This is a genomic window from Amycolatopsis sp. NPDC102522 (genome assembly GCF_055584485.1).
In genome coordinates this window covers 991,158-1,013,225 of the sequence record NZ_JBVJLY010000001.1, presented here as the reverse complement: position 1 = coordinate 1,013,225, position 22,068 = coordinate 991,158, and the positions used below count along the sequence as shown (strand labels likewise).

At 68.5% G+C, this 22,068-nt stretch carries 23 protein-coding genes; 10 read left to right on the top strand and 13 right to left on the bottom strand.

The window, feature by feature from the left end; all coding sequences use genetic code 11:
- Positions 1-29 precede the first annotated feature (29 nt).
- Positions 30-335 carry a hypothetical protein gene (locus ACZ6YV_RS04575; RefSeq protein ID WP_465508287.1) on the bottom strand — a complete coding sequence of 102 codons (306 nt, stop codon included), beginning with the start codon at positions 333-335 and terminating at the stop codon, positions 30-32.
- 9 nt (positions 336-344) lie between these two features.
- The gene (locus ACZ6YV_RS04570) at positions 345-1,538 is read right to left on the bottom strand and encodes an FAD-dependent monooxygenase (protein WP_465508286.1); all 1,194 of its coding nucleotides are present in this window, start codon (positions 1,536-1,538) and stop codon (positions 345-347) included.
- A gap of 114 nt (positions 1,539-1,652) precedes the next feature.
- Here ACZ6YV_RS04570 and ACZ6YV_RS04565 point away from each other — a divergent pair, with 114 nt between their 5' ends.
- Positions 1,653-2,231, top strand: coding sequence for a TetR/AcrR family transcriptional regulator (locus tag ACZ6YV_RS04565; RefSeq protein ID WP_465508285.1), 579 nt, complete (start codon positions 1,653-1,655; stop codon positions 2,229-2,231).
- Between the two features lie 66 nt (positions 2,232-2,297).
- On the opposite strand, the gene ACZ6YV_RS04560 is transcribed toward ACZ6YV_RS04565, so the two are convergent.
- On the bottom strand, positions 2,298-3,608 hold the full coding sequence (locus ACZ6YV_RS04560; protein WP_465508284.1) for a UDP-glucose dehydrogenase family protein: 1,311 nt from the start codon (positions 3,606-3,608) through the stop codon (positions 2,298-2,300).
- Positions 3,609-3,768: 160 nt separating this feature from the next.
- On the opposite strand from ACZ6YV_RS04560, the gene ACZ6YV_RS04555 reads away from it, so the two are divergent.
- Positions 3,769-4,527: an SDR family NAD(P)-dependent oxidoreductase gene (locus tag ACZ6YV_RS04555; protein ID WP_378239162.1), complete on the top strand. Its 759-nt coding sequence runs from the start codon at positions 3,769-3,771 to the stop codon at positions 4,525-4,527.
- Between the two features lie 69 nt (positions 4,528-4,596).
- Here ACZ6YV_RS04555 and ACZ6YV_RS04550 read toward each other — a convergent pair whose 3' ends face one another.
- The 3 genes from ACZ6YV_RS04550 to ACZ6YV_RS04540 form a co-directional block, all read right to left on the bottom strand.
- A complete protein-coding gene (locus ACZ6YV_RS04550; protein WP_465508283.1) occupies positions 4,597-5,271 on the bottom strand; it encodes a class I SAM-dependent methyltransferase in 675 nt (224 codons plus the stop codon).
- A 119-nt stretch (positions 5,272-5,390) separates the two neighbouring features.
- Positions 5,391-6,035: a PadR family transcriptional regulator gene (locus ACZ6YV_RS04545; protein WP_465508282.1), complete on the bottom strand. Its 645-nt coding sequence runs from the start codon at positions 6,033-6,035 to the stop codon at positions 5,391-5,393.
- Positions 6,036-6,116: 81 nt separating this feature from the next.
- Positions 6,117-7,760 (bottom strand): TM0106 family RecB-like putative nuclease, encoded by a 1,644-nt coding sequence (locus ACZ6YV_RS04540; protein WP_465508281.1) that lies wholly within the window; start codon positions 7,758-7,760, stop codon positions 6,117-6,119.
- Positions 7,761-7,850: 90 nt separating this feature from the next.
- Between ACZ6YV_RS04540 and ACZ6YV_RS04535 the strand changes: the two genes are divergently transcribed.
- The gene (locus ACZ6YV_RS04535) at positions 7,851-8,315 is read left to right on the top strand and encodes a DUF6474 family protein (RefSeq protein WP_465508280.1); all 465 of its coding nucleotides are present in this window, start codon (positions 7,851-7,853) and stop codon (positions 8,313-8,315) included.
- Between the two features lie 284 nt (positions 8,316-8,599).
- On the opposite strand, the gene ACZ6YV_RS04530 is transcribed toward ACZ6YV_RS04535, so the two are convergent.
- Genes ACZ6YV_RS04530 through ACZ6YV_RS04515 form a run of 4 tightly spaced genes read right to left on the bottom strand, consistent with a single transcriptional unit; the run spans position 8,600 to position 12,152 of the window.
- Positions 8,600-9,559, bottom strand: coding sequence for a glycine betaine ABC transporter substrate-binding protein (locus ACZ6YV_RS04530; protein WP_378239158.1), 960 nt, complete (start codon positions 9,557-9,559; stop codon positions 8,600-8,602).
- Between the two features lies 1 nt (position 9,560).
- Positions 9,561-10,337, bottom strand: a complete 777-nt coding sequence (locus ACZ6YV_RS04525; RefSeq protein WP_465508279.1) for an ABC transporter permease — start codon at positions 10,335-10,337, stop codon at positions 9,561-9,563.
- Complete coding sequence (locus ACZ6YV_RS04520) at positions 10,334-11,518, bottom strand: ABC transporter ATP-binding protein (protein WP_465508278.1); 1,185 nt, start codon at positions 11,516-11,518, stop codon at positions 10,334-10,336. Before ACZ6YV_RS04520 ends, ACZ6YV_RS04525 begins: the two co-directional genes overlap by 4 nt.
- The gene (locus tag ACZ6YV_RS04515; protein WP_378239186.1) at positions 11,505-12,152 is read right to left on the bottom strand and encodes an ABC transporter permease; all 648 of its coding nucleotides are present in this window, start codon (positions 12,150-12,152) and stop codon (positions 11,505-11,507) included. Before ACZ6YV_RS04515 ends, ACZ6YV_RS04520 begins: the two co-directional genes overlap by 14 nt.
- 302 nt (positions 12,153-12,454) lie before the next feature.
- On the opposite strand from ACZ6YV_RS04515, the gene ACZ6YV_RS04510 reads away from it, so the two are divergent.
- The 4 genes from ACZ6YV_RS04510 to ACZ6YV_RS04495 all read left to right on the top strand — a co-directional run bounded on the left by ACZ6YV_RS04510 (position 12,455) and on the right by ACZ6YV_RS04495 (position 15,384).
- Positions 12,455-12,946, top strand: coding sequence for a hypothetical protein (locus ACZ6YV_RS04510; protein ID WP_465508277.1), 492 nt, complete (start codon positions 12,455-12,457; stop codon positions 12,944-12,946).
- A gap of 72 nt (positions 12,947-13,018) precedes the next feature.
- The gene (locus ACZ6YV_RS04505; protein WP_465508276.1) at positions 13,019-13,792 is read left to right on the top strand and encodes a YcnI family copper-binding membrane protein; all 774 of its coding nucleotides are present in this window, start codon (positions 13,019-13,021) and stop codon (positions 13,790-13,792) included.
- A complete protein-coding gene (locus ACZ6YV_RS04500; RefSeq protein ID WP_378239154.1) occupies positions 13,793-14,356 on the top strand; it encodes a copper resistance CopC family protein in 564 nt (187 codons plus the stop codon).
- Complete coding sequence (locus tag ACZ6YV_RS04495; RefSeq protein WP_465508275.1) at positions 14,353-15,384, top strand: copper resistance D family protein; 1,032 nt, start codon at positions 14,353-14,355, stop codon at positions 15,382-15,384. The genes ACZ6YV_RS04500 and ACZ6YV_RS04495 overlap by 4 nt, the downstream gene beginning before the upstream one ends.
- 11 nt (positions 15,385-15,395) lie before the next feature.
- On the opposite strand, the gene ACZ6YV_RS04490 is transcribed toward ACZ6YV_RS04495, so the two are convergent.
- Entirely contained in the window at positions 15,396-15,962 is a 567-nt protein-coding gene (locus ACZ6YV_RS04490) for a dihydrofolate reductase family protein (protein ID WP_465508274.1), read from the bottom strand.
- Positions 15,963-16,172: 210 nt separating this feature from the next.
- On the opposite strand from ACZ6YV_RS04490, the gene ACZ6YV_RS04485 reads away from it, so the two are divergent.
- The gene (locus ACZ6YV_RS04485) at positions 16,173-18,248 is read left to right on the top strand and encodes an ATP-binding protein (protein ID WP_465508273.1); all 2,076 of its coding nucleotides are present in this window, start codon (positions 16,173-16,175) and stop codon (positions 18,246-18,248) included.
- A gap of 214 nt (positions 18,249-18,462) precedes the next feature.
- Here the strand turns inward: ACZ6YV_RS04485 and ACZ6YV_RS04480 are convergent, their stop codons facing one another.
- Positions 18,463-19,293, bottom strand: a complete 831-nt coding sequence (locus ACZ6YV_RS04480) for a phosphotransferase (protein ID WP_465508272.1) — start codon at positions 19,291-19,293, stop codon at positions 18,463-18,465.
- Positions 19,294-19,360: 67 nt separating this feature from the next.
- The gene (locus tag ACZ6YV_RS04475) at positions 19,361-20,779 is read right to left on the bottom strand and encodes a tetratricopeptide repeat protein (RefSeq protein WP_378239149.1); all 1,419 of its coding nucleotides are present in this window, start codon (positions 20,777-20,779) and stop codon (positions 19,361-19,363) included.
- Positions 20,780-21,095: 316 nt separating this feature from the next.
- Between ACZ6YV_RS04475 and ACZ6YV_RS04470 the strand changes: the two genes are divergently transcribed.
- Both ACZ6YV_RS04470 and ACZ6YV_RS04465 read left to right on the top strand, forming a co-directional pair.
- Entirely contained in the window at positions 21,096-21,470 is a 375-nt protein-coding gene (locus tag ACZ6YV_RS04470; protein ID WP_465508271.1) for a hypothetical protein, read from the top strand.
- A 13-nt stretch (positions 21,471-21,483) separates the two neighbouring features.
- Positions 21,484-21,894, top strand: coding sequence for a hypothetical protein (locus ACZ6YV_RS04465; RefSeq protein ID WP_465508270.1), 411 nt, complete (start codon positions 21,484-21,486; stop codon positions 21,892-21,894).
- Positions 21,895-22,068 lie beyond the last annotated feature (174 nt).

Here is a 22,068-nt window from a genome sequence, read left to right as displayed (position 1 = left end):
GCCGATACTACGCGTTGCTAACTACTTTTTCAGTCCCAGAAGTTGAAGAGCGCTTCGCCGAGATTGCCGGGCCGCCAGTATCTGGCTTCACGATCGTTCACCCAAGGGGGTGCCGAGAGGTCGATCGGTGCGTCGAGTTCAGCCCGCGTGTACAACCGGTGCCCGGGAAGAAGCTCTCCCAGAACGGCCAGCAGCCCTGGCTCGTCGACGAAGGTGATCGATCCGTAGCTGACGGGTGCTTCAGCGATGCCGAGGATCTCGTGTCTTCCGGCCTCGTCCCACGCCTGCGTCCACAACACCGCGGCGGTCCGGTGGCGATAAGCGATCTCGGTCACCCACCGAAATTAGCGCTGAGCGGCGACCGGAGCGTCATAGTTTTCGAGCGTCGCCGCGTTCGCCGCGCGCGAGGTGATCCAGGTGAACACCTTGGTCATCGGCTTCGAGCCCAGCACCCGGTAGAGGAAGTTCCGGTAGCCGACCATGAACCGCGTCTTCGGCGCGAGGAACGTGCCGATCCCGGCCGCCTGCTTCTGTGAAACCTTCACCGGGCCGCGCAGTTTCTCTTCGTAGCGCGCGAAAGCGACTTCGTGATCGCCACGCGCGGCGGCGAGTTCCCCGGCCAGGATGTACGCGCCCATCATCGCGAGCCCGGTGCCCGAACCGCCCGGACCGGCGCACCAGGCCGCGTCACCGAGCAGCACGACCCGGCCCTGCGACCACTTGTCGAGGTGGATCTGGCTGAGCGAGTCGAAGTACAGCGCCTCGGCGTCGCCGAGGCCTTCCAGTAGCGCCGGGACTTCCCAGCCGAAGTCGGCGTAGCGCTCGACGAGGGCCTTCTTCTGCGCCTCGACGTCGCGGCGATTCACTTCGATGGACTCCGACGTGAAGACCAGGCTGACGTTGAGGGCCGAGCCATCGCGACCGCTGGCGGCCATCACGGTCCGGCCGGGAACGCTGCAGATCAGGCCCAGGTGATCGAGGCCGAGGTGATTGGGCACGGTGAAGCCCGCGGTGTGGAAGCCGAGGTCGGTGCGGAACCGCTCTTCGTCGCCGAAGGCCAGCCTCCGGACGCCCGAGTGCAGCCCGTCCGCGCCGACGACCAGGTCGAACTCGCGCGACTCGCCCTGGGCGAAGCTGACCTCCACGCCGTCCGAGAGCTCGTCCAGGCCGGTGATCCAGTCGCCGAACACGTACTCGACGTCGTCCTTCGTGTGCTCGTAGAGGATGCGAGTCAGGTCTCCGCGCTCGATCTCGACCTCGCCGCTGAAGAACACCGACGGCATCTCGGCGACCTTCTTGCCCCGCGGATCGACGATGACCTGCGCACCCATCGCGGTTTCCTTCGCACGGATGTCTTCGAGGATCCCCATGCGCTTCAGCAGGGTCATCTGCTCGCCGCGGAAGTCGACCGCGCTGCCGCCTTCGCGCAGGGCCGGGGCGCGCTCGACGACTGTCGGCGCGAAGCCGCGCTCACGCAGCCAGAAGGCGAGGGCCGGACCCGCGATGCCGGCGCCGGAGATCAGAACGGTGGTCGTCATGGCTGCTCCCTGGGGTTTCGTGGTGACAAGAAGGACCGTACGGCAGATTTGCACGCTTGGTCAAGCCGCTTGGTCAAACCAAATGGATAAACCGCGTGGTCTAGGATCCCGGGTATGGGTAATCGCGAGGACCTGATGGCGGGTGCCATCCAGTGCTTGAAGGAAAAAGGCTGGTCACGTACGACGGTGCGGGACATCGCGACGGCGGCCGGGGTCAGCCACGCGGCGATCGGCTACCACTTCGGTTCGCGCGAAACCCTGCTGCTGACGGCGTTCTCGCAGGCGATGGACAACTGGGGCAAAGAGATCCAGGTGGAGATGCGCGGCGCCGTCGACCCCGACGCTCCGGCGGCCGAGCAGTACCGGGCCTCGTGGCGAGCGATGATCGACTCCTACGGGCGCAACCGGCAGCTGTGGCTTGCCTCGATCGAGGCGTTCGTGCAGTCCGAACATCACCCTGAGCTGCGGAAACAGCTTGCCGCGGCGCAGCGCGAGGGCCGCCGGGGCATGGCGGCGGGCGTCCTCGGGATCGACGAGGACAACCTCACCGAGTCCGACGAGCGCCGGATCGGCGCGGTGGCCACGGCGCTGAACTCGGGCATCATGCTGCAGCACATGCTGGACCCGGAGAACGCTCCGACGGCCGAGGAGGTCGTGGACGGGCTGCTGGCGCTCGTGTCCCTGGTGTCATGAAAGGGTCGTTCAGGACAAATTTCGTCCTGAACGACCCTTTCATGACACCCGCGGGAGGCAGGTGGGTCAGGAGACGGCGACCTTCCGCCGCAGCGCCGCCCGCGGCCGCCCGACGCCCTGCCACGACAGGCCGGCGTCCAGGATCCGTTGCGGCTCCAGGAGATTGCGGGTGTCGACGACCGAGTCGCCGTCCATCTGCTCGGCCATGTAGGTCCAGTCGAGCCGCTTGAACTCGTCCCATTCCGTCAGCACGACGACGGCGTCGGCCGCCTTCGCGACCTGGTACGGGTCGTCGACCACGGTCATCCCGGCGAGTTGGCCGCCGACGGCCGGGTCGTAGGCGGTCAGTTCCGCGCCGAGCGCGCCCAGCACGGAGGCGACCGCGAGGGCGGGCGAGTCGCGCAGGTCGTTCGTCCCGGCCTTGAACGCCAGCCCGAGGACGCCGATCCGCGAACCGGCCAGCGTGCCGCCGACAGCGCCGGCGATCTTCGCGACGATGCGGTCCCGCTGCGCGATGTTCTCCTCGATCGCCGAGGTGAGCAGCGTGAAGTCGTACTGCACCGACTCCGCGACCCGGACCAGCGCGCTGGTGTCCTTCGGCAGGCACGAGCCGCCCCAGCCGGGGCCGGGTTTGAGGAACGAGCGGCCGATGCGCCGGTCGTAGCCCATGCCTTCGGTGACCAGGTCGATGTCCGCGCCGAGGCGTTCGCACAGTTCGGCGATCGAGTTCACGTAGGACAGCTTCATCGCGAGGAAGCAGTTCGCCGCGTACTTCACCAGTTCCGCGCTGGCCGCGTCGGCGACGACGACCGGGGCGGCGAGATCGGCGTAGAGGTCGCCGACCCAGCGGGCGGCGGCGACGTCGTCCGAACCGACGACGATCCTGTCGGGGCCGAGGAAGTCCTCGACCGCGGTGCCCTCACGCAGGAACTCCGGGTTCGACACGACAGGCACGTCCGTGCGGCCGAGCATCGCCTGGATGCGCTTCGACGTGCCCACCGGCACGGTCGACTTGGTGATCAGCGCACAACCCGCGGGGATGACGTCGCCGATCTCGTTCGTCACGGCCTCGACGGCCCGCAGGTCCGCCGAGCCGCCCGCGCCCATCGGCGTCGGCACACAGAGGAAAACGGCCTCCGCGTCACGGACGGCGTCGCGCGCGCCCACCACGAAATTGAGTCTCCCGCTGGTCAGCCCCCTCGCCACCAGCTCGGACAATCCCGGCTCCAGGATGTCCACCCGTCCGGCGGAGAGCCTTGCGACCTTCGCCCTGTCGACATCGACGCAAGTGACTCGATGCCCCAGGCCGGCCAGGCAGGCCCCCGTGGTCAATCCGACGTAACCGGTCCCCACCACCACGATCCGAGCAGCGCTCATGCTGCTGAAGGTGACAGCCGGAGTTGACCTCCGAGCTAACGGAATGCTTCAGGCCCGAATACTCCTCACGACATGCTGCGCACCGACGTGAGCCAACACACGCGCTACCTCGATGCGAACGAGCGTTAACCTGGACGCGGTTGTCGACGAAAGGGAGAACATGCAGATCACCGATACCGCGGCGCTCGTCACGGGCGGCGCGTCCGGGCTCGGCGGCGCGACCGCGAAGGCGCTCGCGGCGAAGGGCGCGCGAGTCTTCGCGCTGGACCTCGCCGGTGCCATCGCCAACGCCGAGCAGATCGACGGCATCACCTACGTCGAGGCCGACGTGACCGATCCGGAGCAGGTGCGGGCCGCCGTCGCGACCGCCGCCGAATCCGGGGTGCCGCTGCGGACCGTGGTGAACTGCGCCGGGATCGGGCCGTCCGCGCGGATCCTTTCGAAGAAGGGCACGCACGACCTCGCGCTGTACGCGAAGGTCGTCCAGATCAACCTGATCGGCTCGTTCAACGTGCTGACGCTGGCCTCCGAGGCCATCGCGAAGACGGAACCGCTGGCCGACAACGCGCGCGGCGTCATCATCAACACCGCGTCGATCGCGGCCTTCGACGGCCAGATCGGGCAGGTGGCGTACTCGTCGTCCAAGGGCGGCATCGTCGGGATGACCCTGCCCGCCGCGCGCGACCTGGCGTCGCACGGGATCCGGGTGCTGACCATCGCGCCGGGCATCGTCGACACCCCGATGCTGGCGACCGTGAGCGACGAGTTCCGCGCTTCGCTGGCCGAAGGCGTCCCGTTCCCGAAGCGGCTCGCGCGGCCGGACGAGTACGCGCAGCTCGCGCTGTCGCTGATCGACCACGACTACCTGAACGGCGAGGTCGTCCGGATGGACGGCTCGCTGCGTATGGCCCCTCGCTGAGCCGTTCCCGCGCGCTATGAAAGGTCCTTTCCTTGCGAAATTTCGCAAGGAAAGGACCTTTCATAGCGTTTACGGACGGGTGAGGTGGACGTCCAGGCCGATGCCCACGGTGGTGACCTCACAGGTCCGGAACGCCGTTTCGGCGACCAGGCCGCCGAAGCCGACAGGCGTGTACGCGCGCCGCCGGAGCTGGCCGAGCGCCTGCCGCACGCCGAGCGCCGCCAGTTTCCCGAGCTTCATGCTCTCCACCTCGCGCACGATGTCGCCGTCGGTCGCGTCGCGGTTCATGTCCTGCACCACGGCCGTGCCGCCCGGACGCAGCACGCGGTACATCTCGTCGAGCGACTTCACCGGCCACACGAAGTTCTTGAACGCGGCCTGGCAGACGACGAAGTCGAACGACTCGTCGTCGAACGGCATCCCCGCGACATCGCCCTCGCGAAACGATACCTCGACGCCTTGTGTTCGCGCGTACTCGCTCGCGATCTCGACGAACGTCGGCGCGACGTCGAGGCCGGTCACGGAGAACCCGAGCCTCGCCAGTTCGACGGCGAAGTAGCCGGGACCGAAGGCGACTTCGAGGATCTTCGCGCCTTCCGGCAGGTCCGCGGTGAGTTCGCGGGCCTGCTTCCGCCAATTCTCGATCTGCGGTTCGGTGCCGCGCTGCCGGGCGTAGTTCCGCGCCAGCGCACCGCCCATCTCCGGCATGAGCTTGAACCGTTTTCTGTCCTTGATGTTCGACATGGTCACTCCAGGGTTGTCCGCCCGGAGCCCGGCTATCCTCAAGATGCTGTCTCGTGGCCGGGTTCCGGTTGCGGGATCGTCGCCCCGGTGAGGTGCTGCAACACCTCGCCGGGGCTCTTTCAGTCGGTGGTGCTCCCCCTTTCGACGAGCTCGGCCACTTCGGCCGGCAGCTCTCCGGTCTCGTGGAAGGTCCGCCATTCGGCGAGACCGGGCATCGAGCCGGAAGTCAGTTCCCCGAGGATCGAGCGGACCCATTCGGCCTCCGCCGCCCGGATCGCCAGGTGGTATTCGACCTCGAGCAGCACCAGCCGCGGCACCTCTTCGAGAAGCCGCGCGAGTTCCGCCCTGGTCGAGGCGATTTCGTCGTCCAGCGCCGCCAGCCGGGTCCGAAGCAGGGCGATCACCTCGTCCGGGCCGAGCCACATCATCACCGACAGGCCCGCCACGAACTTCGGCTCTTCGGGCGCTAGTCCGGCGAGGAGTTCGCGCAGCCAGTCGAGCATTTCGTCACGGCCGGCGTCGCTGATCCGGTACACCGTGCGCTCCGGGCGGGCGCCGTCGCGGTTGCTCTCGACGGCCTCGATCAGACCGTGTTTCCGCAGGTTGCCGACGACCGTGTACAGCGAACCCCATTTGATCCCCATGTCACGGTCCTTGCCGCGGCTCTTCAGGATCGAGGCCATTTCGTACGGGTGCATCGGGCGTTCGCTCAGCGTCGACAGGATCGCCAGCGCCAGCAGGTTCCCGACTTTCCGCCGCTTCACCGCGCCTCCTCGTGGACGAGTACTCGTCTACGAGTATCGCCAGAAGAAGACTTGATCGCAAGTCTCTTAGTCAGTGAGAGATCAGAGGTCGTTCATGTACGGCACGGTCTGCGCGTGGTCGGTCATCCAGTTCCGCAGCGCGTGCGTCGCCAGGACGTCGTCTTCGTTGTAGCGCAGCAGGCGCTCCCGCTGGGCGTCGTCCGGGACGCCGCCGTCCATGCCGACAGCGTCGCGGTACCAGCTCATCGACGCCTCGCCGCTGGCTTCCGGATCGCGCCAGGCGAAACCGGCGACCGGGGCGATGACCTTGAGCCCCTTGCCCTGCGAGCACAGGAACTGGTCGGTGACGCTGCGGAAGAGGTCGATCCACTCCTCGGAGTCCACAAAGGACGCGATCTCGGCCTTGGCGGGCACGCCGGGATACTCGCCGAACCGGCCGGCGGAACCGAAGAGCCAGCGGTTCTCGGCGAGCGCGTTGTAGCAGTAGGCGCGGAAGGTCAGGCCCGCGGCGAGCGTGCGCTCGCGGACTTCGGAGAACCAGGCCCAGAACTCCGCGAACGACCGGGCCTCGTCCGCGGTCGGCAACGGCTCCCACGTCGCGAAGGCCCGGTAGCCCTGCTCCATCCCGATGTCGGCGCCGGTCAGCAGCGAACCCCACAGGTACGCGCCGGAATCCCCGAAGCTCTCCATGTCGACGTCGACCTCGACGTCGCCGCGCGAGACCTCGACGCGGTCGACCTTGCGCACCATCGTGAGATCGGCGAGCCAGGCGCGCGCGAGGATGATCGCGTCGGCGAAGGTGCCGCCGGTCCAGTTCATCGGCGGGGGCTCGTCGGCCGGGTCGAGCGCGGCCAGCTTGTCCACTGTGGACACCCCGGCGCGGCGGAGTTCCATCGCGTCCTCGCCGCGGACGACCAGGCTGACGTCGCGGGTTTCGGTGAGCACGACCTCGCACGTCGGCCACCAGGGGCAGCGACGGCATTCGAGGACGCGGGACGGTTCGGCGAGCGGCTCTTCGTCTTCGGCGGCCGCGCTCGCGATGGCGAGCCTGTCGGCGAAGCGGCTCTGGTACTCCGTCAGCGCGCTCCGCCCGCCCGGCCAGGTGCCCGCGGACAGGTCGTGCCAGACGACGACGTCCGCGTCGAGTCCGATGACGCCGCCGAGGGCACGGTGCCCTTCGTGCTTCCCAAGCGCTTCGAGCATCCGATAGAGGTGCGCGAGCCGCATCTGGTCCCGCGGCTGCGAGCGGACCTTCCGCGCCGGATCGGGCAGCCTGTTCGCCGGGTCGAGATCGGTCATCACCGTGGTCGTGGCACCCGCGCCGCGATCGGTGATGCGGTGCCGCACGACCAGCACCGGCACGTACCCGGCGCCGGTGTGGACCAGGAGTTCGGAGCCGCCACGCCGGTGACCGGCGCGATCCACCGGGAGCAGCGCACCCCAGATGTAGCGCGCTTCGGCGGCGAAGGCCTCTTCGGTGAGCTGCACGCGCTCGGCGGCCGGGAGTTCGCGGGCGATCTTGACCCAGCCCGCGTCGGGGCCTGTCGCGTCCATGAGCCGCTGCACGATCGCGTCGCGATGCGTTGAAGCGTCGGCGATCCGCTGCTGCGCGGCGGGGTCGGGCGGGGCGAGCGGGACCTCGCGCATCGCCGGATCGTGTTCGAGGTGCACGCGACGCCGGCAGCGGCTCACCGCTCCCGCGTCCAGTAGCACCTCGTTACTCACAGACAACACTCTAGAAGGCGACCGGCAAGCCGACATGCCCGCCACTTCGGGGACCAGTAAGTTCGACTGTGACACAGCGTGGGAGGTGCCATGGCGCGCAAGGCCAAAGCCATCGAGGGCGAAGGCAGGATCACCCCGAAGAAGGCGAAAAACGCCGTCGCGGTGGCCAAAGTGCTCGGTCCGGCCGTACTGCCGGTGATCGCGCCGTACGCCGTTCGAGCGGCGGGCGCCGCGCGAGAGCTATACGACCGTTATCAGGCGAAGAAGCTCAGCGTCGCCGTCGACCAGCTCGGCGAGTTCAGCGGACGCGGTGCGGCGTTGCACGCGCGGATCGCCGGGCTGACGCAGGGGCTCTCGGAGCTGAAGAGGTCCGCGAAGGCGACAGACGCCGACGCGGCCTTCGCGAAGGACACTCAGGGGACGCTGGAGCAGCTTTCGGCGACCGTCCGCGCTTCGGAGCGGATGCCGGCCGCGCGGAGGAAGGCGGCGCACCGGGCCGTGGCCGGGGAGCTGGACCAGCTGGAGGGCAAACTGCTGCACCGCCTGGGCATCTGAGCGCGCAGGGTGAACGGATGAGATGAGTGCGGCTTTCATCGCAAATTTTGAGATGAAAGCCGCACTCATCTCACGGCCTGAGCCTCCAGCCGGAACGTAAGGGTGGCGAACTCGGCCGAGAACGGTCTCCCCAAGGGCGCCCCGCGCCCGACGGAGACTTCACCCGTCGAGCGCCCTCTTTCGGGCCGAAGGCCCACGGAAACGTGATGAAGGGGCGCCCTCCGCACCCACCGCGAGGTGGATACGGAACGGCGCCCCTTCGGCACGTTTTCGTCAGCGCTCGATCAAGAAATGAAGCCCTTCTTCTTCATCCATTCGTAGGCGACTTCGCCCTGGTCACGGCCGTCGACGTCGACCTGTTTGCACAGTTCGATCATCTGCTGGTTGTCCAGGGCCGCGCCGACGGCTTCCAGCGGTCCGCGGAGTTCCGGGTGCTGGTTCAGGAATTCGGTCCGCAGGGTGGGCACGGCGTTGTACTGCGGGAACGCCTTCTTGTCGTCTTCGAGGACGCGCAGGTTGAGTCCGGCGATCCGGCCGTCGGTGGTGAAGATCTCGCCGATCGGGCAGGTTCCGCTCGCCACGGCCGAGTAGATCGTGCCGATGCCGAAGTTCTTGATCACCGGGTTCTGGAACCCGTACGCCCGCACGGCGGCGGGGAATCCGTCCTGGCGGCTGGTGAATTCGGTCTCCAGGCAGAACACGTTCTGGTCTTGCTTCTGCTTGAGGAACGCCGCCAGGTCGGACGTCGTCTTCAGGTTGTTCGCCGCGCCGTAGGCCTCGGTGACCGCGAAGGCGTACTGGTCGTTGAGCGGCGAGTAGTTCAGCCAGGTGACGCCGAATTTCGCCTCGTCGGCCGTCTTCGTGGCTTCGTACTGGGCCTGTTCCCCGCCGGGGACGGGGAGTTCGTTGCCCTGGTAGTTGATCCAGCCGGTGCCGGTGTATTCCCAGGTGACGTCGGTCTGGCCGGCGAGCAGTGCCTGCCGCGACGAGTTGGAGCCCTTGATGTCGGTCAGGTCGACGACGTCCGCGCCCGCCGCGGAAAGCGCCATTTCGGCCATGTAGCCCAGGATGATGTTCTCGGTGAAGTCCTTCGATCCCACCGTCACCTTGAGGCCCTTGAGGGATTCGATGGGCTTGATCGAACCGGGTTCGATCTTGTACGGCAGCGCGGTGTTGACCTCGAGCCCGCAAGCGGAAAGCGTGCCGCACAACAGGACCGCGCCCAGGATCGCTTTCAATCGCATGTCAGCGCAGTCCCTTCGGTCCGAAGAACTGTTCCGCCACCGCGCCCAGCCAGTCCACCAGCAGCGCCAGTGCGACGGCGAGCACCGAGCCGGTGATCAGCACCTTCGTCAGGTTGAGCTTGTAGCCGGTGTCGATGAGCAGGCCGAAACCACCGGCGTTGACGAACATGCCGAACGTCGCCGTGCCGACGGCCAGTACCAGCGAGGTCCGCAGGCCGGCCAGGATCAGCGGGACGGCCAGTGGGAGCTCGACCCGCCACAGCACGCCGGAGGCCGACATGCCGATGCCGCGGCCCGCGTCGATCAGCGAGGGGTCGACCTGCTGCAGGCCGACCATCGTGTTCCGCAGCACCGGAAGCAGCGAGTAGAACGCCAGCGGCAGCGCCGCGACCCACAGTCCGCCGGTCGCGCCGGTGACGATGAACCACAGCACCAGCACACCGAGCGCGGGCGCGGCCTGGCCGATGTTCGCGACAGCCAGGAAGACCGGCGCCGCCCATTTCGCCCAGGGCCGGGTGACGAGCACGCCGAGCGGAACCGCCACGACCACCACGATCGCGGTGACCACGATGGTCATCGCCAGGTGGTCGCGCAGCGCGGTGAACAGGCCGGAGGCGTTGAGAGTCGCTTTCTCCGTCGTGGTCAGGTCACTGGTGAAAACCCAGATCAGCACCCCGGCGACGATCAGCAGTACCACCGCGGGCTGGGCGAACAGCCGGACCCGCTCGGCACTTCTCGACGAGGATTCGGTGGAGAACCCGGTATCGACGGCCGTCATGCGGTCACACCTTCCGCAGGGTTGTCGTCCGAGTGCTCCTCGCGCAGCTGCTGGATCGTCGAGATGACGGTGTCGAGCTCGATCGTCCCGGCGTACTCGCCGCGGGCGCCGGTCACCGGGACGCTGCCGCCCTCGGCGAGCATGGCTTCGAGCGCGTCCTGCAGGGTCGACTGGAGACTGACCGAGTCACGCAGCGGCTTGCCCGCGGTGGCCAGCGACGTCGCCGTCGTCAGCTCGCGGACGTGCACCCACCGCATCGGACGGCGGCGCTGGTCGAGCACCAGCACGAAGTGCTTGCGCTGCTGGGTCAGCTTTTCGCGGACGTCCGAGGGCGATTCGCTGACCGTCGCCGTCAAGGCGTCCTGCTTCAGCTCGACGTCGCGGACCCGCAGCAGCGTCAGCTGCTTCAGCGAGGCACCGGCGCCGACGAAACCGGCGACCGTGTCGTCGGCCGGGTTCGCGAGGATCGCGTCCGGGGTGTCGTACTGGAGGATCCTCGACTGGTTCCCGAGCACCGCGATCTTGTCGCCGAGCTTCACGGCCTCGTCGAAGTCGTGGGTGACGAAGACGATCGTCTTCTTCAGCTCGGTCTGCAGCCGCAGCAGTTCGTCCTGCAGGTTGCCCCGGGTGATCGGGTCGACCGCGCCGAACGGCTCGTCCATCAGCAGCACCGGCGGGTCAGCCGCGAGCGCCCGCGCGACGCCGACGCGCTGCTGCTGTCCACCGGACAGCTGACGCGGGAAGCGGTCGCGGAAGTCGGCCGGGTCCAGCCCGACCAGGTCCATCATCTCCTCGACCCGGTCGTTGACCTTCTTCTTGTCCCAGCCGAGCAGCCCGGGCACCACCGCGATGTTCTGCGAGACGGTGAAGTGCGGGAAGAGCCCGGCCTGCTGGATCGCGTAGCCGATGCGGCGGCGAAGGGTGTCGACGTCGAGCTTCAGCGCGTCGTCGCCGCCGATGGTGATGCGGCCCGACGTCGGCTCGATCAGCCGGTTGATCATCCGCATGGTCGTGGTCTTGCCGCAGCCGGACGGGCCGACGAAGACCACGATCTTGCCCGCGGGCACCACCATCGAGAAGTCGTCGACCGCGGGCTCGCGGGTGCCGGGGTAGCGCTTCGTGACGTTCTCCAGCTCGATTTCGACGCCGGATACGGTTTCAGGAGACTCAGCCACGGACACCCCTAGAGACGGTCAAACGGTTGATCAGGACGTAAACGGCGTCGAGGACCAGCGCGAGGACGACCACGCCGAGCGTCCCGGTCAGTGCCTGGTTCAGGGAGTTCGTGCTCCCCGCGTTGGTGAGGCCGGAGAAGACCTCCGAGCCGAGACCCGGGCCTTTCGCGTAGGCCGCGATGACCGCGATGCCCATGAGCATCTGCGTCGCGACCCGCATGCCGGCGAGGATCGCGGGCCAGGCGAGGCGCAGCTCCACCCTGGTCAGCACGCCGAACCGGCTCATGCCGATACCGCGTGCCGCGTCACTGACCGAGGGATCGACGCCGCCCAGCCCGACGATCGTGTTCCGCACGATCGGCAGCAGCGCGTAGAGCACGAGGGCGATGACTGTGGTGTTCGCCCCCAGGCCGAACACCGGGATGAGGAGGCCCAGGAGGGCGAAGGAGGGGACGGTGAGGATCGTGCTCGCCAGCGCCGTGGCCACGGCCGACCCGACCGGGCTGCGGTAGACGGCGACGCCGATCACCACGCCGAGCACGGCGGCGATGATCGTGCACTGCACGACCGCGCTGACATGGAGGAGCCCTTGGAGGGCGAGTCTGTCCCACCGATCCGAGATGTACTCGAAGAGGTTCATCGCGTGCTGGTTCTCCCGCCGCCTCTGGGTGAGACTCCTCACCCATTCGGAGTAGCTGTATCGGGAGCCTGACTACCCAGAACGCTCGCGGTCAAACCCCTGTTTACCGCCTTTTATCCCGTTAACCTTCCCCATTCGGCCCAATCAGGCAAACGCACGCGCCGCCCCGGTGGTGTCTTTTTCACTGCTCAACAGCCGGGAGGACGTCGACCGCTCGGCGGTACGTCGAATACTCTTCACCCGTGAGTAAGGACAGCCATCACCGAAGCGCGCTACGCGCCGTACGTGGTGGCTTGCTCGGCGTGAGCTCTGCAGCGCTGGCTGTGACCGCTCACGTGATCGGGGACGGCGAAGTACCCGATACGGCGATGACGTTGTTGCTCACCGTGTTGATCGGCTGGAATGCCGCCGCGCTCGCCTCGAAGGCCCGCGGGCCGCTGGCCACGATCGTCGACCTCGGCGCCGGTCAGGTCGTGATGCACCTCGTGCTCAGCTCGCTGAGCAGCCACGAGCTCATGCATGACGAACCAGCGCCCGCCTCGGGCGGACTCGCGATGACCGTCGCGCACGTCGTCGCGACGCTGGTCACCGCGTTGCTGCTGGCCAAGGCCGACGGACTGCTGCTCGGCGTCCTGGCCTGCCTGCGCGCGCTGGTCCCGTTCATCCTCAACGCGCTCCCGGTACCCGCCGCAGTGGCGTCCCCGGTGCTCGCCCGTCCGGCGGGCCCCGGCCACCTCGTCCGCGTGGACCTGCGCCGGGTCCACGGCAGGCGCGGCCCGCCGCTGTTCTCCTGAACCCCAGCTCATCCCCCCAGTAACCCGGCGAGGTCCCCGAACCCGCCGTCTTAACCACGTTCAGGAGTTCCTGTGTCCAAGCACGTCTTCAAGCGCGCCGGTTTCCTCGCCGCCGCCATCGGCGCCGCCGGTCTGCTCTCGGCCGGGGTCGCCTCGGCCCACGTCACCGCCAACGTCTACGGCCCCCAGCCCGCGAAGGGCGGCTACGGGTCGATCTTCTTCCGCGTCCCCAACGAGGAGAAGGACGCCGGCACCATCAAGGTCGAGATCACCGTCAAGCCCGAGTACGCGCTCAGTTCCGTGCGTGCCAAGCCGCTTCCCGGCTGGAAGGCCGAGGTCGTCAAGTCCAAGCTGCCGGCACCGGTGACCACCGACTCCGGCACGCAGATCACCGAGGCCGTCACCAAGGTCTCCTGGACCGCGGAGCCCGGCACCAAGATCGCCGCCGGGTCGACCGAGTTCCAGGAGTTCCAGATCAGCGCGGGCAAGCTCCCGACCAACGTCGACGCGATCGAGTTCCCTGCCACGCAGACCTACGAGAACGGCAAGGTCGTCGAGTGGAACCAGCCGACCCCGGCCTCCGGTGAAGAGCCCGAGCACCCCGCGCCGAGCGTGAAGCTCGCCGAGAAGAGCGGTGACGGGCACGGCGGCGGTCACGGCACCGACGCGAAGGCCACCGAGGAATCCCACGCTTCGTCCTCGTCGTCCGACAACACCGCCCGCTGGCTCGGCGGCGCCGGCCTGGTCGTCGGCGCGCTCGGCCTCGGCGTCGGCGCCGGTGCCACCCTGCGCGCCCGCCGCGCCACCGCTTCCGCCAAGACCGGCAACACCGAGGGAACCGAGTAAATGCGTAAAGCGATCGTCGCGCTGGCGATCACCGGGGTGGCGTGGCTCGCCACCGCCACCCCGGCGCTGGCGCACAACGTCCTGATCTCCTCGGACCCGGCGAAGGGCGCTTCCGTCGCCGCCGGGCCCGCGAAGATCACGCTCACGTTCGACCAGTACGTCCAGAACGCGAACGTCAACCAGATCGCGGTCACCGGACCGGGCGGCGGCCAGTGGGCCGAGGGCCAGGTCGAGGTCCGCGACAGCGCCGTGAGCGTGCCGCTGCGGCCGCTCGGCCCGGCGGGCGAATACAAGATCGGCTACCGGATCCTGTCCGCGGACGGGCACGCCGTGACCGGCGAGGTGCCGTTCACCCTCACCGCCGCGGGCACCGGGACACCGGCGAGCGCCGACGCCGCGCGTGGCAGCGGTGGCCAGGCCGAGACGACACCGGCGACCGGCGGCGAAGGCTCGTCCGGGGTGCCGATCTGGGTGTGGATCGCGGGCGCCGTCGTGCTGCTCGCCGTCGGACTGACCGTCGCACTGCGCACCGGCGCCGGTGACAAGGAGAAGAGCGGCTCATGACCCAGGCCGAGACCACCTCACGCGCCCGCGTCGCCGTCCTGTTCTGTGTGGTGACCGCGGGCCTCGTCGGCGCTTTGATCGGCGTCGCGCTGACGGCCACCGCCCCGGTGCCCGGGGTCGCGCAGGTCAGCGAGGTGGTCTCGGTCTCCATCCCGATCGTGCGGGTGCTGCTGGACATCTCGGCGGTCGCCACGATCGGGCTGGCGCTCCTTTCGGTACTGGTCGGCTACGACCGGCCGAAGCTTTCCGAGCCGATCATGCGGCTCGCGCGGCCCGCGAGCGTCGCGGCCGCGCTGGTCTGGGCTACCACCGCGCTCGTCGCGCTGATCCTGCAGACCGCCGAATACCGGCCGGGTTCCAGCACGCTGTCGATGTCGGACGTCGGGAGCTACATCGCCGACGTCGGCGCGGGGAAGGCGCTGCTGATCGTCGCGGTGCTGGCCCTGCTCCACGCGGGACTCGGCATCCTCTCGCTGAAGCACGGCGAGAAGGTGCCCGCCGAGGTCCGCGTCGGGCTGGGGCTGTTCGCGCTGCTGCCGCTGCCGGTCACCGGGCACGCGTCGAACTGGAACTACCACGACTACACGATGATCTCGATGGAACTGCACGTGATGAGCGCCGTCGCCTGGACCGGCGGGCTCGGCGCGATGGCGGTGCTGCTCGTCGGGAACCGGACACTGCTGGCACACGCGCTGCCGCGGTTCTCCAAACTGGCGACGCTGTGCCTGATCCTCGGCGCGGCGACCGGCCTGTTCAACGGGCTGATCGAGATCTCGCTCAACCCGTCGCTCGGGTTCTGGGAAGGCGTCTTCACCACGCCGTACGGGCAACTGGTGCTGCTCAAGCTGCTGTGCACCGGAGTGATCGCGAGCCTCGGCGCGTACACGCGCTGGAAGCTGATGCCGCAGATCATCCGGCACAACCGCACGGCGCTGGCCGCGTGGGCGACACTGGAGCTGACCGTGATGGGGCTGGCGTTCGGTTTCGCCGTCGTCCTCACGCGAGCCCCGGTCGTCCCGACGACCTAGCTCTCGACGACCTAGCTCTCGACCGCGTAGCGCAGCAGCACCACGCCGTTCTGGAACGCGGTCGCCTCGACCGGCTTGAGGTCCAGCCGCTCCTGGAAAAGACGTGTTCCCTTGCCGCGCGACACCGGGCAGACCATCATCCGGACCTCGTCGACGACGCCGGCGTCCAGCATCGACCGCATGAGCGTCAGGCTCCCCCACAGCCAGAGGTCCTTGCCGCCCTGCTCCTTGAGCTCCCGGATGGTGGCGGCCGGGTCGCTTGTCACGGTCGCGGCGGAAAAGTCGCCCCAGGGGGCGTCGTCCAGCTTCGACGAGGCGACGAACTTGGTGAGGTTGTTGACCTTCTCGCCGTACTCGCCCTGCTCTTCGGCGTGGGGCCAGTAGTCCTTGGACATGGCGTAGGTGTTCGCGCCGAGGATCATCGTGTCGACCGAGTCGATGAACCCCATCACGCTTTCCTTGAACGCGGGCTCGGTCTTCTCGGAGAACGGCTCCCCCGGCACGAAGCTGAGTCCGCCGTCTTCCTCCGCGACGATGTTGTCGGCGGTGACCCACTGCTGGACGATGAGCTTGCGCATGGCTTGTCCTCCCTGTTTCGCGGCCACTCCGGCCGCGACTGACCCAGGGACGAAGCCGTCACGCCGGTCTCGACATCCCGGCGACACTTTTTTCAGCTGTTACCGAGCTTGCTCCAAACGGCCGCATTTGGCCGGTTTCCCTGTCCTGTCCGGACCTTCACCGGGATGCTCTACGCGGTCGCTGGGGTTAACCCGAAGAGGGGACAGTGGATGGGCAGCCCGTTGCCGGGTGACAGTGAAGTGAGCACGCCGCAGGTACCGCGCCAGCGATCGGCGGTCCGGCTCACCAGGCAGGTGAGTTCGGGGCCCCGTCAGCTTCCGCCCGTGCCCGCGCACTTCACCAACCGCACGGCCGAACTCACCTTGCTAGAGGACCTGCTGACCCGGGGAGACGCCGACGGGCCGTCGGTGCACCTGATCAGCGGCCAGGGCGGGATCGGGAAGACGGCGCTGGCCACCGCGTGGGGCCGTCACCTCGCCGACCGGTTCCCCGACGGGCACCTCTGGACGGATCTCGGCGGGTTCAGCACCAACGGCCCGCTGTCCGCGGCCGAAGCGCTCGGCCGGTTCCTCCGGGCGCTCGGCGTCCCGCCGGAGGGGCTGCCCGCGGGCGTCGAAGAACTCACCGCCCTGTACCGGACGACGACCGCCGAGCGGCCCCTGCTCGTGCTGCTCGACAACGCGGCGTCGACCGATCAGGTACTGCCGCTGCTGCCCGCCGGCCCGGGCAGCCTGGTGATCGTGACTTCGAGGCGCCGTCTCGGCAGGCTCCAGACCGAACATCGCGCGAAGCTGATCGAGCTGTCCCCCTTCGGCTCGGCACACAGCGCCGAGCTGCTGGGCCGCGCCGTCGGCGCCGAGCGGGTCGGCGCCGAAGCCGACCAGGCGCGCGCCATCGCCGAACTGTGCGGCGGCCTGCCGATCGCCCTCACCACGGTCAGCGCCAAGCTGGCGGGGCGCCCGAAAATGTCGCTGGAGAAGATCGCCACCGAGCTGGGGAAGGAATATCGTCGACTGGCCACGCTCTCGACGAAAGAGGCGCAATCGGTGGAAGCCAGCTTCAACCTGTCCTACGACGAACTCCCCCCGGACGCGGCCGCGCTGTACGCGGCGCTCGGGCTCCACCCCGGACCCGACTTCGGCGTCGGCGTGGCGGCCGCGTCGATCGCCGTCCGCCCCGAGGTCGCCGACGACCTGCTGGACCAGCTCGTCGACGTCGGGCTGCTGATCGACCGCGGCGACGACCGGTACACCTTCCACGATCTCGCGCGGCTGCACGCCAAGGAGAAGACGGCGGGCAACGAGTACGACCGCGACATCGCCCTGCGCCGCATGCTCGAGTGGTACCTCTTCACCGCGTCGGCGACCACGGGCCTGATCGTCCCCGACCAGGATCCGATCCCGTACCGCTACGAGTACCGGCCGGCGGCACCGCTTTCGTTCGACTCGTCCGACGAGGAACTCGCCTGGCTCGAACTGGAACGCGAGAACCTCATCGCAGCCATCGAGGCCGCCGAGACGTGGCAGCTGCCCGAGCTCGGCTGGCAGCTCGCCGCCGCGATGTGGCCGCTTTTCCTGCTGCGCAAGCACTATCCGGACTTCCTGCGGGTGAGCCAGGCCGGCGTGCGCTGCGCACAGGCTTGGGGTGACTCCGGCGCGGAGGCGCTGATGCACAACCGCAGCGGCGCCGCCTGCCGCGGCACCGGCCGCTACGACGACGCCGTCGGGCACTACACGGCAGGCCGCGAAGCCGCGCGGACGGCGGGGAACGGTGTCGTCGAGATCCGGTCGGTGGAAGGGCTCGGCCTGGTCGCCCTGCAGCAGGGCAGGCTCGAAGACGCGATCGAATGGTTCACCGAAGACCATCTGCTCAGCGAGCGGCAGGACCGACGGCACGACGTCGGGCTGGCGCTGATCAACCTCGGCGCGACCCGTGTCCGCGCCGGGCGGCCCGAAGCCGCGATCGCCGACCTCACCCGCGCTCGCGATGTCCTCGAAGGCGACGACTACAACGTGGCCCGCGCCCGGATCGAACTCGGCCGCGCCCTCACGGCCACCGGGGACCTCACGGCCGCACGGGCCGAACTCGAACCCGCCCGCGCCACGATGGAGGCGAGCGGGTCGAGGTTCGAGGTGGCCAGGGCGCTGGCCGCGTTCGGCGAGATCGCCGAGGCGGACGGCGCACAGGACGAAGCCCGGAGCTTCTACGACCGGGCCTTGCCGATTTTCGTCGGCCTCGGCCGTCCGGAGGCGAACGCTCTGCGTACGCGTTTGGAACAGCTCTGACCCGGCGGTACCGATCGGTGTGCCAACGACAAGGTGAACCACGCCCCCGGAATGACTCAGCGTAGCTGCAAGTTGCACATTTGGGGGAGTATTGATCCAATAGAAGTGATCGGCCCGGCCGAATTCGTCACTGATTGATCGGCGAATTCGGACAAGCGACGAGCGGTCATTCGGTGTCGGCGAATGCACGTGCAGATTGCCGTTCCCGGGTGAGTCACCGATACCGGTTCCACCGCGCGCCGGTGCGCCCGTTCCGAAGATCGTCCAACCGTTTCCGCAGCTCATCGCGTACGCCGGGATGACTCCGGAGAATCGGGAGAACACTCGTGGTGAGCTTCAGTTCACGGATCGCGCGCAAAACCGGGAACCCGGACCAGGTGGTCACGTCGAATCCGTACCGCTCGGCGAACACGCGATAGCGAGCGGGTGGATCACCGAACCGTTCATGGCCGACGGCGAGCGGCGTCAGATCCCATTCCGGCGGTCCGACACAGGACGAATCGAAATCGCACAGCACCGGCCCGTCCGGTCCGCCGATCACGTTCCCGGTGTGCGCGTCCCCGTGGACGAGGCCCCTGGGCAGGGGGAAGTCGAGTGTCGCGAGGGCGGCTTCGACCTCGGCACAGCGCTCCAGGAGGAAGCGCCTGTCGCCCTCGGCCAGCTCCTCCGCGTCCGACACCCGGGCCCGGACCGCGGCGAACGGCGCCCACTGGGCGAGGCCCTCGGGCGGTTCGAGCGCGTGGACCCGGCGCAGCAGCGCGGCGAGGTCCGCAGACCTCGCCTTCCGGCCGGTCTCCGGCACCTTCCACCAGACCGTCACGAGATGCTCGCCGACCGGCAGCGGCTGGTCGATGCCGGGAATCAAGCGGATTGCGGGCACGTCGTGCCGTTCGAAGTGGCGCGCGACCCGCACGACCGTGCCGACGCGGTGCCGCAGCAGGGTGGAGCCGACGATCCGCACGACGAACGGCGCGCTCGCCAGCTCGTAGACGGCGTTGTTGGTGAACCTCAGCAGCCGGGCGCCTTCGGGGTCCACGCCCAGCATCTCGCACGTCCGCCCCAGGGCGTCGCGTAGTTTGCCGGGCGTGAACCGGCCGACCGATCCGGTCGGCTCAGGCGGCGTAGAAGGAGTTGAGGCGGTCGGCGAGGTCACGGGCGTCGGCGTTGTTCCGGCGGCGTTCCGCCTCGACCTGCAGCGGCCGCATCCGGTCCTTCACCCGCTCCGACTTGATGCCCTCGGCACAGTCGACGGCCTTCGAGCCCACCTTGGCGCCATGATCGAGATCGCCTTCGAGCAGGTGGTTCGTGGCCAGCGCGCTGAGCATGAACGTCTTGCTGCGGGCCATGTCGTCGTCGTAGGACTCGACGGCCTTGGTCAGCGCCGGGATCGCGTACTTGGTGTGCTCGGCGTTCTTCGCGGCGAGCACGGTGTGCACGGTGCCGATCATGGCGTAGACGTCTGTCTCGGTGAAGAACTTGACCCAGGATTCGGCCTCGGCCAGGTTGGCACGGGCGAATTCGTCCTTGCTCCGGCCGAGCAGCTTCACGGCCTGTTCCTCGTTGCCCATCATCGCGTAGGCCCACGCCTCGTTGGCGCAGAGCACGGCGACCGCCAGCTCGGAGCCCGATTCCTGGGCGGCGATCTGGCCGAGCTGGAACAGCTTCAGCGCGTCGTTCGGAGCGTCCTGGTGCAGGTAGACGCGCCCCATGCGGTAGAGGACGTTGGCCACCAGCGGGTGGTTGTCGCCCTGTTTGGCCAGGTCCAGCGCGTTCGCGAAATGGCCGCGCGCGGAGTCCATGAGGCCGGTGTCGAAGGACGTCCAGCCCGCCAGGCTGTGCAGGTCGGCCAGCGCCACGTACAGCCGGTTCTTGACCATTTCGGTGCCGTTGGACTCGAGCATCTGCTGTCCCCAGGACAGCTGCGCGACCACGGCGTCGCGGCAGAAACCGCCGCCGTACTGGTAGTCGAGGGACCGGAGCGCTCTGGTCGCGGCTTCCACCTGGCGGACGTCGGTCATGCCGATCCGCCCGGGGGCGGGCGTCTTCGCCGGCCCGGCCGACCACGTCCCCGATTCCGGACCGAACACCGCCGCACCCATCGTGACCTGGGCGGCGTGTGCGAGGAACCTCCGTCGCTTCACGGACTCGTCCTCCTCCGCCTGCTGGCCGTCGGCAGCGCCGACGACCTTTATCGCTGTCGCCTCGTCATAGGCGAGACCCATGTATCCCCGTGGGACACCAAGGCCGTCAGCGATGCGGGTGAGCACGTCGTACGCCATCACCTGGCGACCTTTGAGGATCTCGGACACCTCGGACTGCGACTGGCCGGTCATCGCGGCGATCTGACGCTGCGAAACACCGTGCTTGCGCAACAGCCGGTACACGGAGGAGATCTCCCGTGTCGCCAGTGCCGCTCGCATCTCCGCCTGTTCCCAGGCATCCGGCGGTACGGGGTGACTCTGGCGGCCCGACGCGTTCGTGGTCTTCGCGTTCGAGCCGGCGACAGCGCCGCCACCGATACTGGCGTCCATTGCGCCCCCTCACAGTTCCGTTGGGGTCTAGAAACAGCGTAGGCACACCTATTCAACCGTGCGAAACACCGGAATGCCCGTTGTGATCGGCCCGGCAGAAGTCGTTTGACCGCTTACCGTGAAACCTCGTCCGGTCACCGCTATGACGGCGGTTCGACCTTCTATCGCACTCGGTTTCACATCACTGTAGTTGTCAGATCTCCGTGACCGACCAGCCACCGGCAGCGATCACAGAGAGCTACCAAGTCTCCGAACCCCTACAGGTGCGGAAACGCGGTTACGAAGACGACGTGAACGAGAGAGCGGAGAAGAGCCAGTGGAGTTCGTGGACTCGATCGCAACAGGCTCCATCACCGCGGGACGGCCCGGTATGGCCACGCGTCACCTGCGTGCGGCCGGCCCCGCCGGTCAGCAGGCGGTCGGCGTCACCCCCGGCGTCACCCGTCCGGTCTCTCCTTCGGCCACGGTCGACCCCCGTACCGCGAGCGTGCGCCGTTACGAAGGCGGACAGCTGATCTGGCGGGTGCAGTGCGGCGATCTCATCAGCCGCGAACGCGCCGTCACCGTGTTCGTCGAAGACAACCAGGTGGTTCTCGTCTCGCCGCCAGGAGAGACCGCGCGCCTGACGTCCGGCCAGCTCGGACAGCTCAGGGCAGCGCTCAACGAAGCCGCCAAGATGGCGGAAAGGTAACGGTGAGTTCTCCGTGGATCAGGTCCTAGGGCAAGTCCTCCGCAACGCGGTTTGGGAACGCCTCGACATGCTCTCCGATCTCGCGACCCGGGCCGACGCGCAGTCGCTCGTGTCGGTCGCCCGCTCGGAGCTCCCCCGGCTGACCGAAGGCTGGCGCGCGATGCTCCAGGCGCACGAGCCCGACGAGCGCGGGGACTGCCCCACCTGCTCGACCCGTTGGCACAAGTGCAAAGCCCCCTGCTCGGTATGGCAGGTCGCGCACGAGCACCTGGTCGCCGGTGGCCTCGCCCCCCAGCAGACCGCCGCCACCCAGGACCACCGGCGCCGCGTTCCCGGGCAGAGCCGCGTGAGCCCGGCCGAAACCACCGGCAGGCACGCGCTGGTCAACCCGCGTCGTGCGGCCATCGGCAGCGTGCACGCCTGATAAGCCGGCGAGTGAACGGCGGTCCGAGCGCCCCCTCGGCAACCACGCCATGAACTCGCCTTCGCCGGCAGCGGTTCGCGCGTACCCCCGAACGCGACGAGACGCTCTCGGTAATCACTCCGGTCCCCACCGCGATTAATCGAAAATTATCGGCAGAACACCTAGCGAACGCAG

Bases quoted from the DNA above. Each gene is read 5' to 3' on its own strand.
- ACZ6YV_RS04570 (WP_465508286.1), bottom strand. From the start codon at position 1,538: ATGACGACCACCGTTCTGATCTCCGGCGCCGGCATCGCGGGTCCGGCC.
- ACZ6YV_RS04565 (WP_465508285.1), top strand. From the start codon at position 1,653: ATGGGTAATCGCGAGGACCTGATGGCGGGTGCCATCCAGTGCTTGAAG.
- ACZ6YV_RS04560 (WP_465508284.1), bottom strand. From the start codon at position 3,608: ATGAGCGCTGCTCGGATCGTGGTGGTGGGGACCGGTTACGTCGGATTG.
- ACZ6YV_RS04555 (WP_378239162.1), top strand. From the start codon at position 3,769: ATGCAGATCACCGATACCGCGGCGCTCGTCACGGGCGGCGCGTCCGGG.
- ACZ6YV_RS04550 (WP_465508283.1), bottom strand. From the start codon at position 5,271: ATGTCGAACATCAAGGACAGAAAACGGTTCAAGCTCATGCCGGAGATG.
- ACZ6YV_RS04535 (WP_465508280.1), top strand. From the start codon at position 7,851: ATGGCGCGCAAGGCCAAAGCCATCGAGGGCGAAGGCAGGATCACCCCG.
- ACZ6YV_RS04530 (WP_378239158.1), bottom strand. From the start codon at position 9,559: ATGCGATTGAAAGCGATCCTGGGCGCGGTCCTGTTGTGCGGCACGCTT.
- ACZ6YV_RS04525 (WP_465508279.1), bottom strand. From the start codon at position 10,337: ATGACGGCCGTCGATACCGGGTTCTCCACCGAATCCTCGTCGAGAAGT.
- ACZ6YV_RS04515 (WP_378239186.1), bottom strand. From the start codon at position 12,152: ATGAACCTCTTCGAGTACATCTCGGATCGGTGGGACAGACTCGCCCTC.
- ACZ6YV_RS04500 (WP_378239154.1), top strand. From the start codon at position 13,793: ATGCGTAAAGCGATCGTCGCGCTGGCGATCACCGGGGTGGCGTGGCTC.
- ACZ6YV_RS04495 (WP_465508275.1), top strand. From the start codon at position 14,353: ATGACCCAGGCCGAGACCACCTCACGCGCCCGCGTCGCCGTCCTGTTC.
- ACZ6YV_RS04490 (WP_465508274.1), bottom strand. From the start codon at position 15,962: ATGCGCAAGCTCATCGTCCAGCAGTGGGTCACCGCCGACAACATCGTC.
- ACZ6YV_RS04485 (WP_465508273.1), top strand. From the start codon at position 16,173: ATGGGCAGCCCGTTGCCGGGTGACAGTGAAGTGAGCACGCCGCAGGTA.
- ACZ6YV_RS04480 (WP_465508272.1), bottom strand. From the start codon at position 19,293: ATGCTGGGCGTGGACCCCGAAGGCGCCCGGCTGCTGAGGTTCACCAAC.
- ACZ6YV_RS04475 (WP_378239149.1), bottom strand. From the start codon at position 20,779: ATGGACGCCAGTATCGGTGGCGGCGCTGTCGCCGGCTCGAACGCGAAG.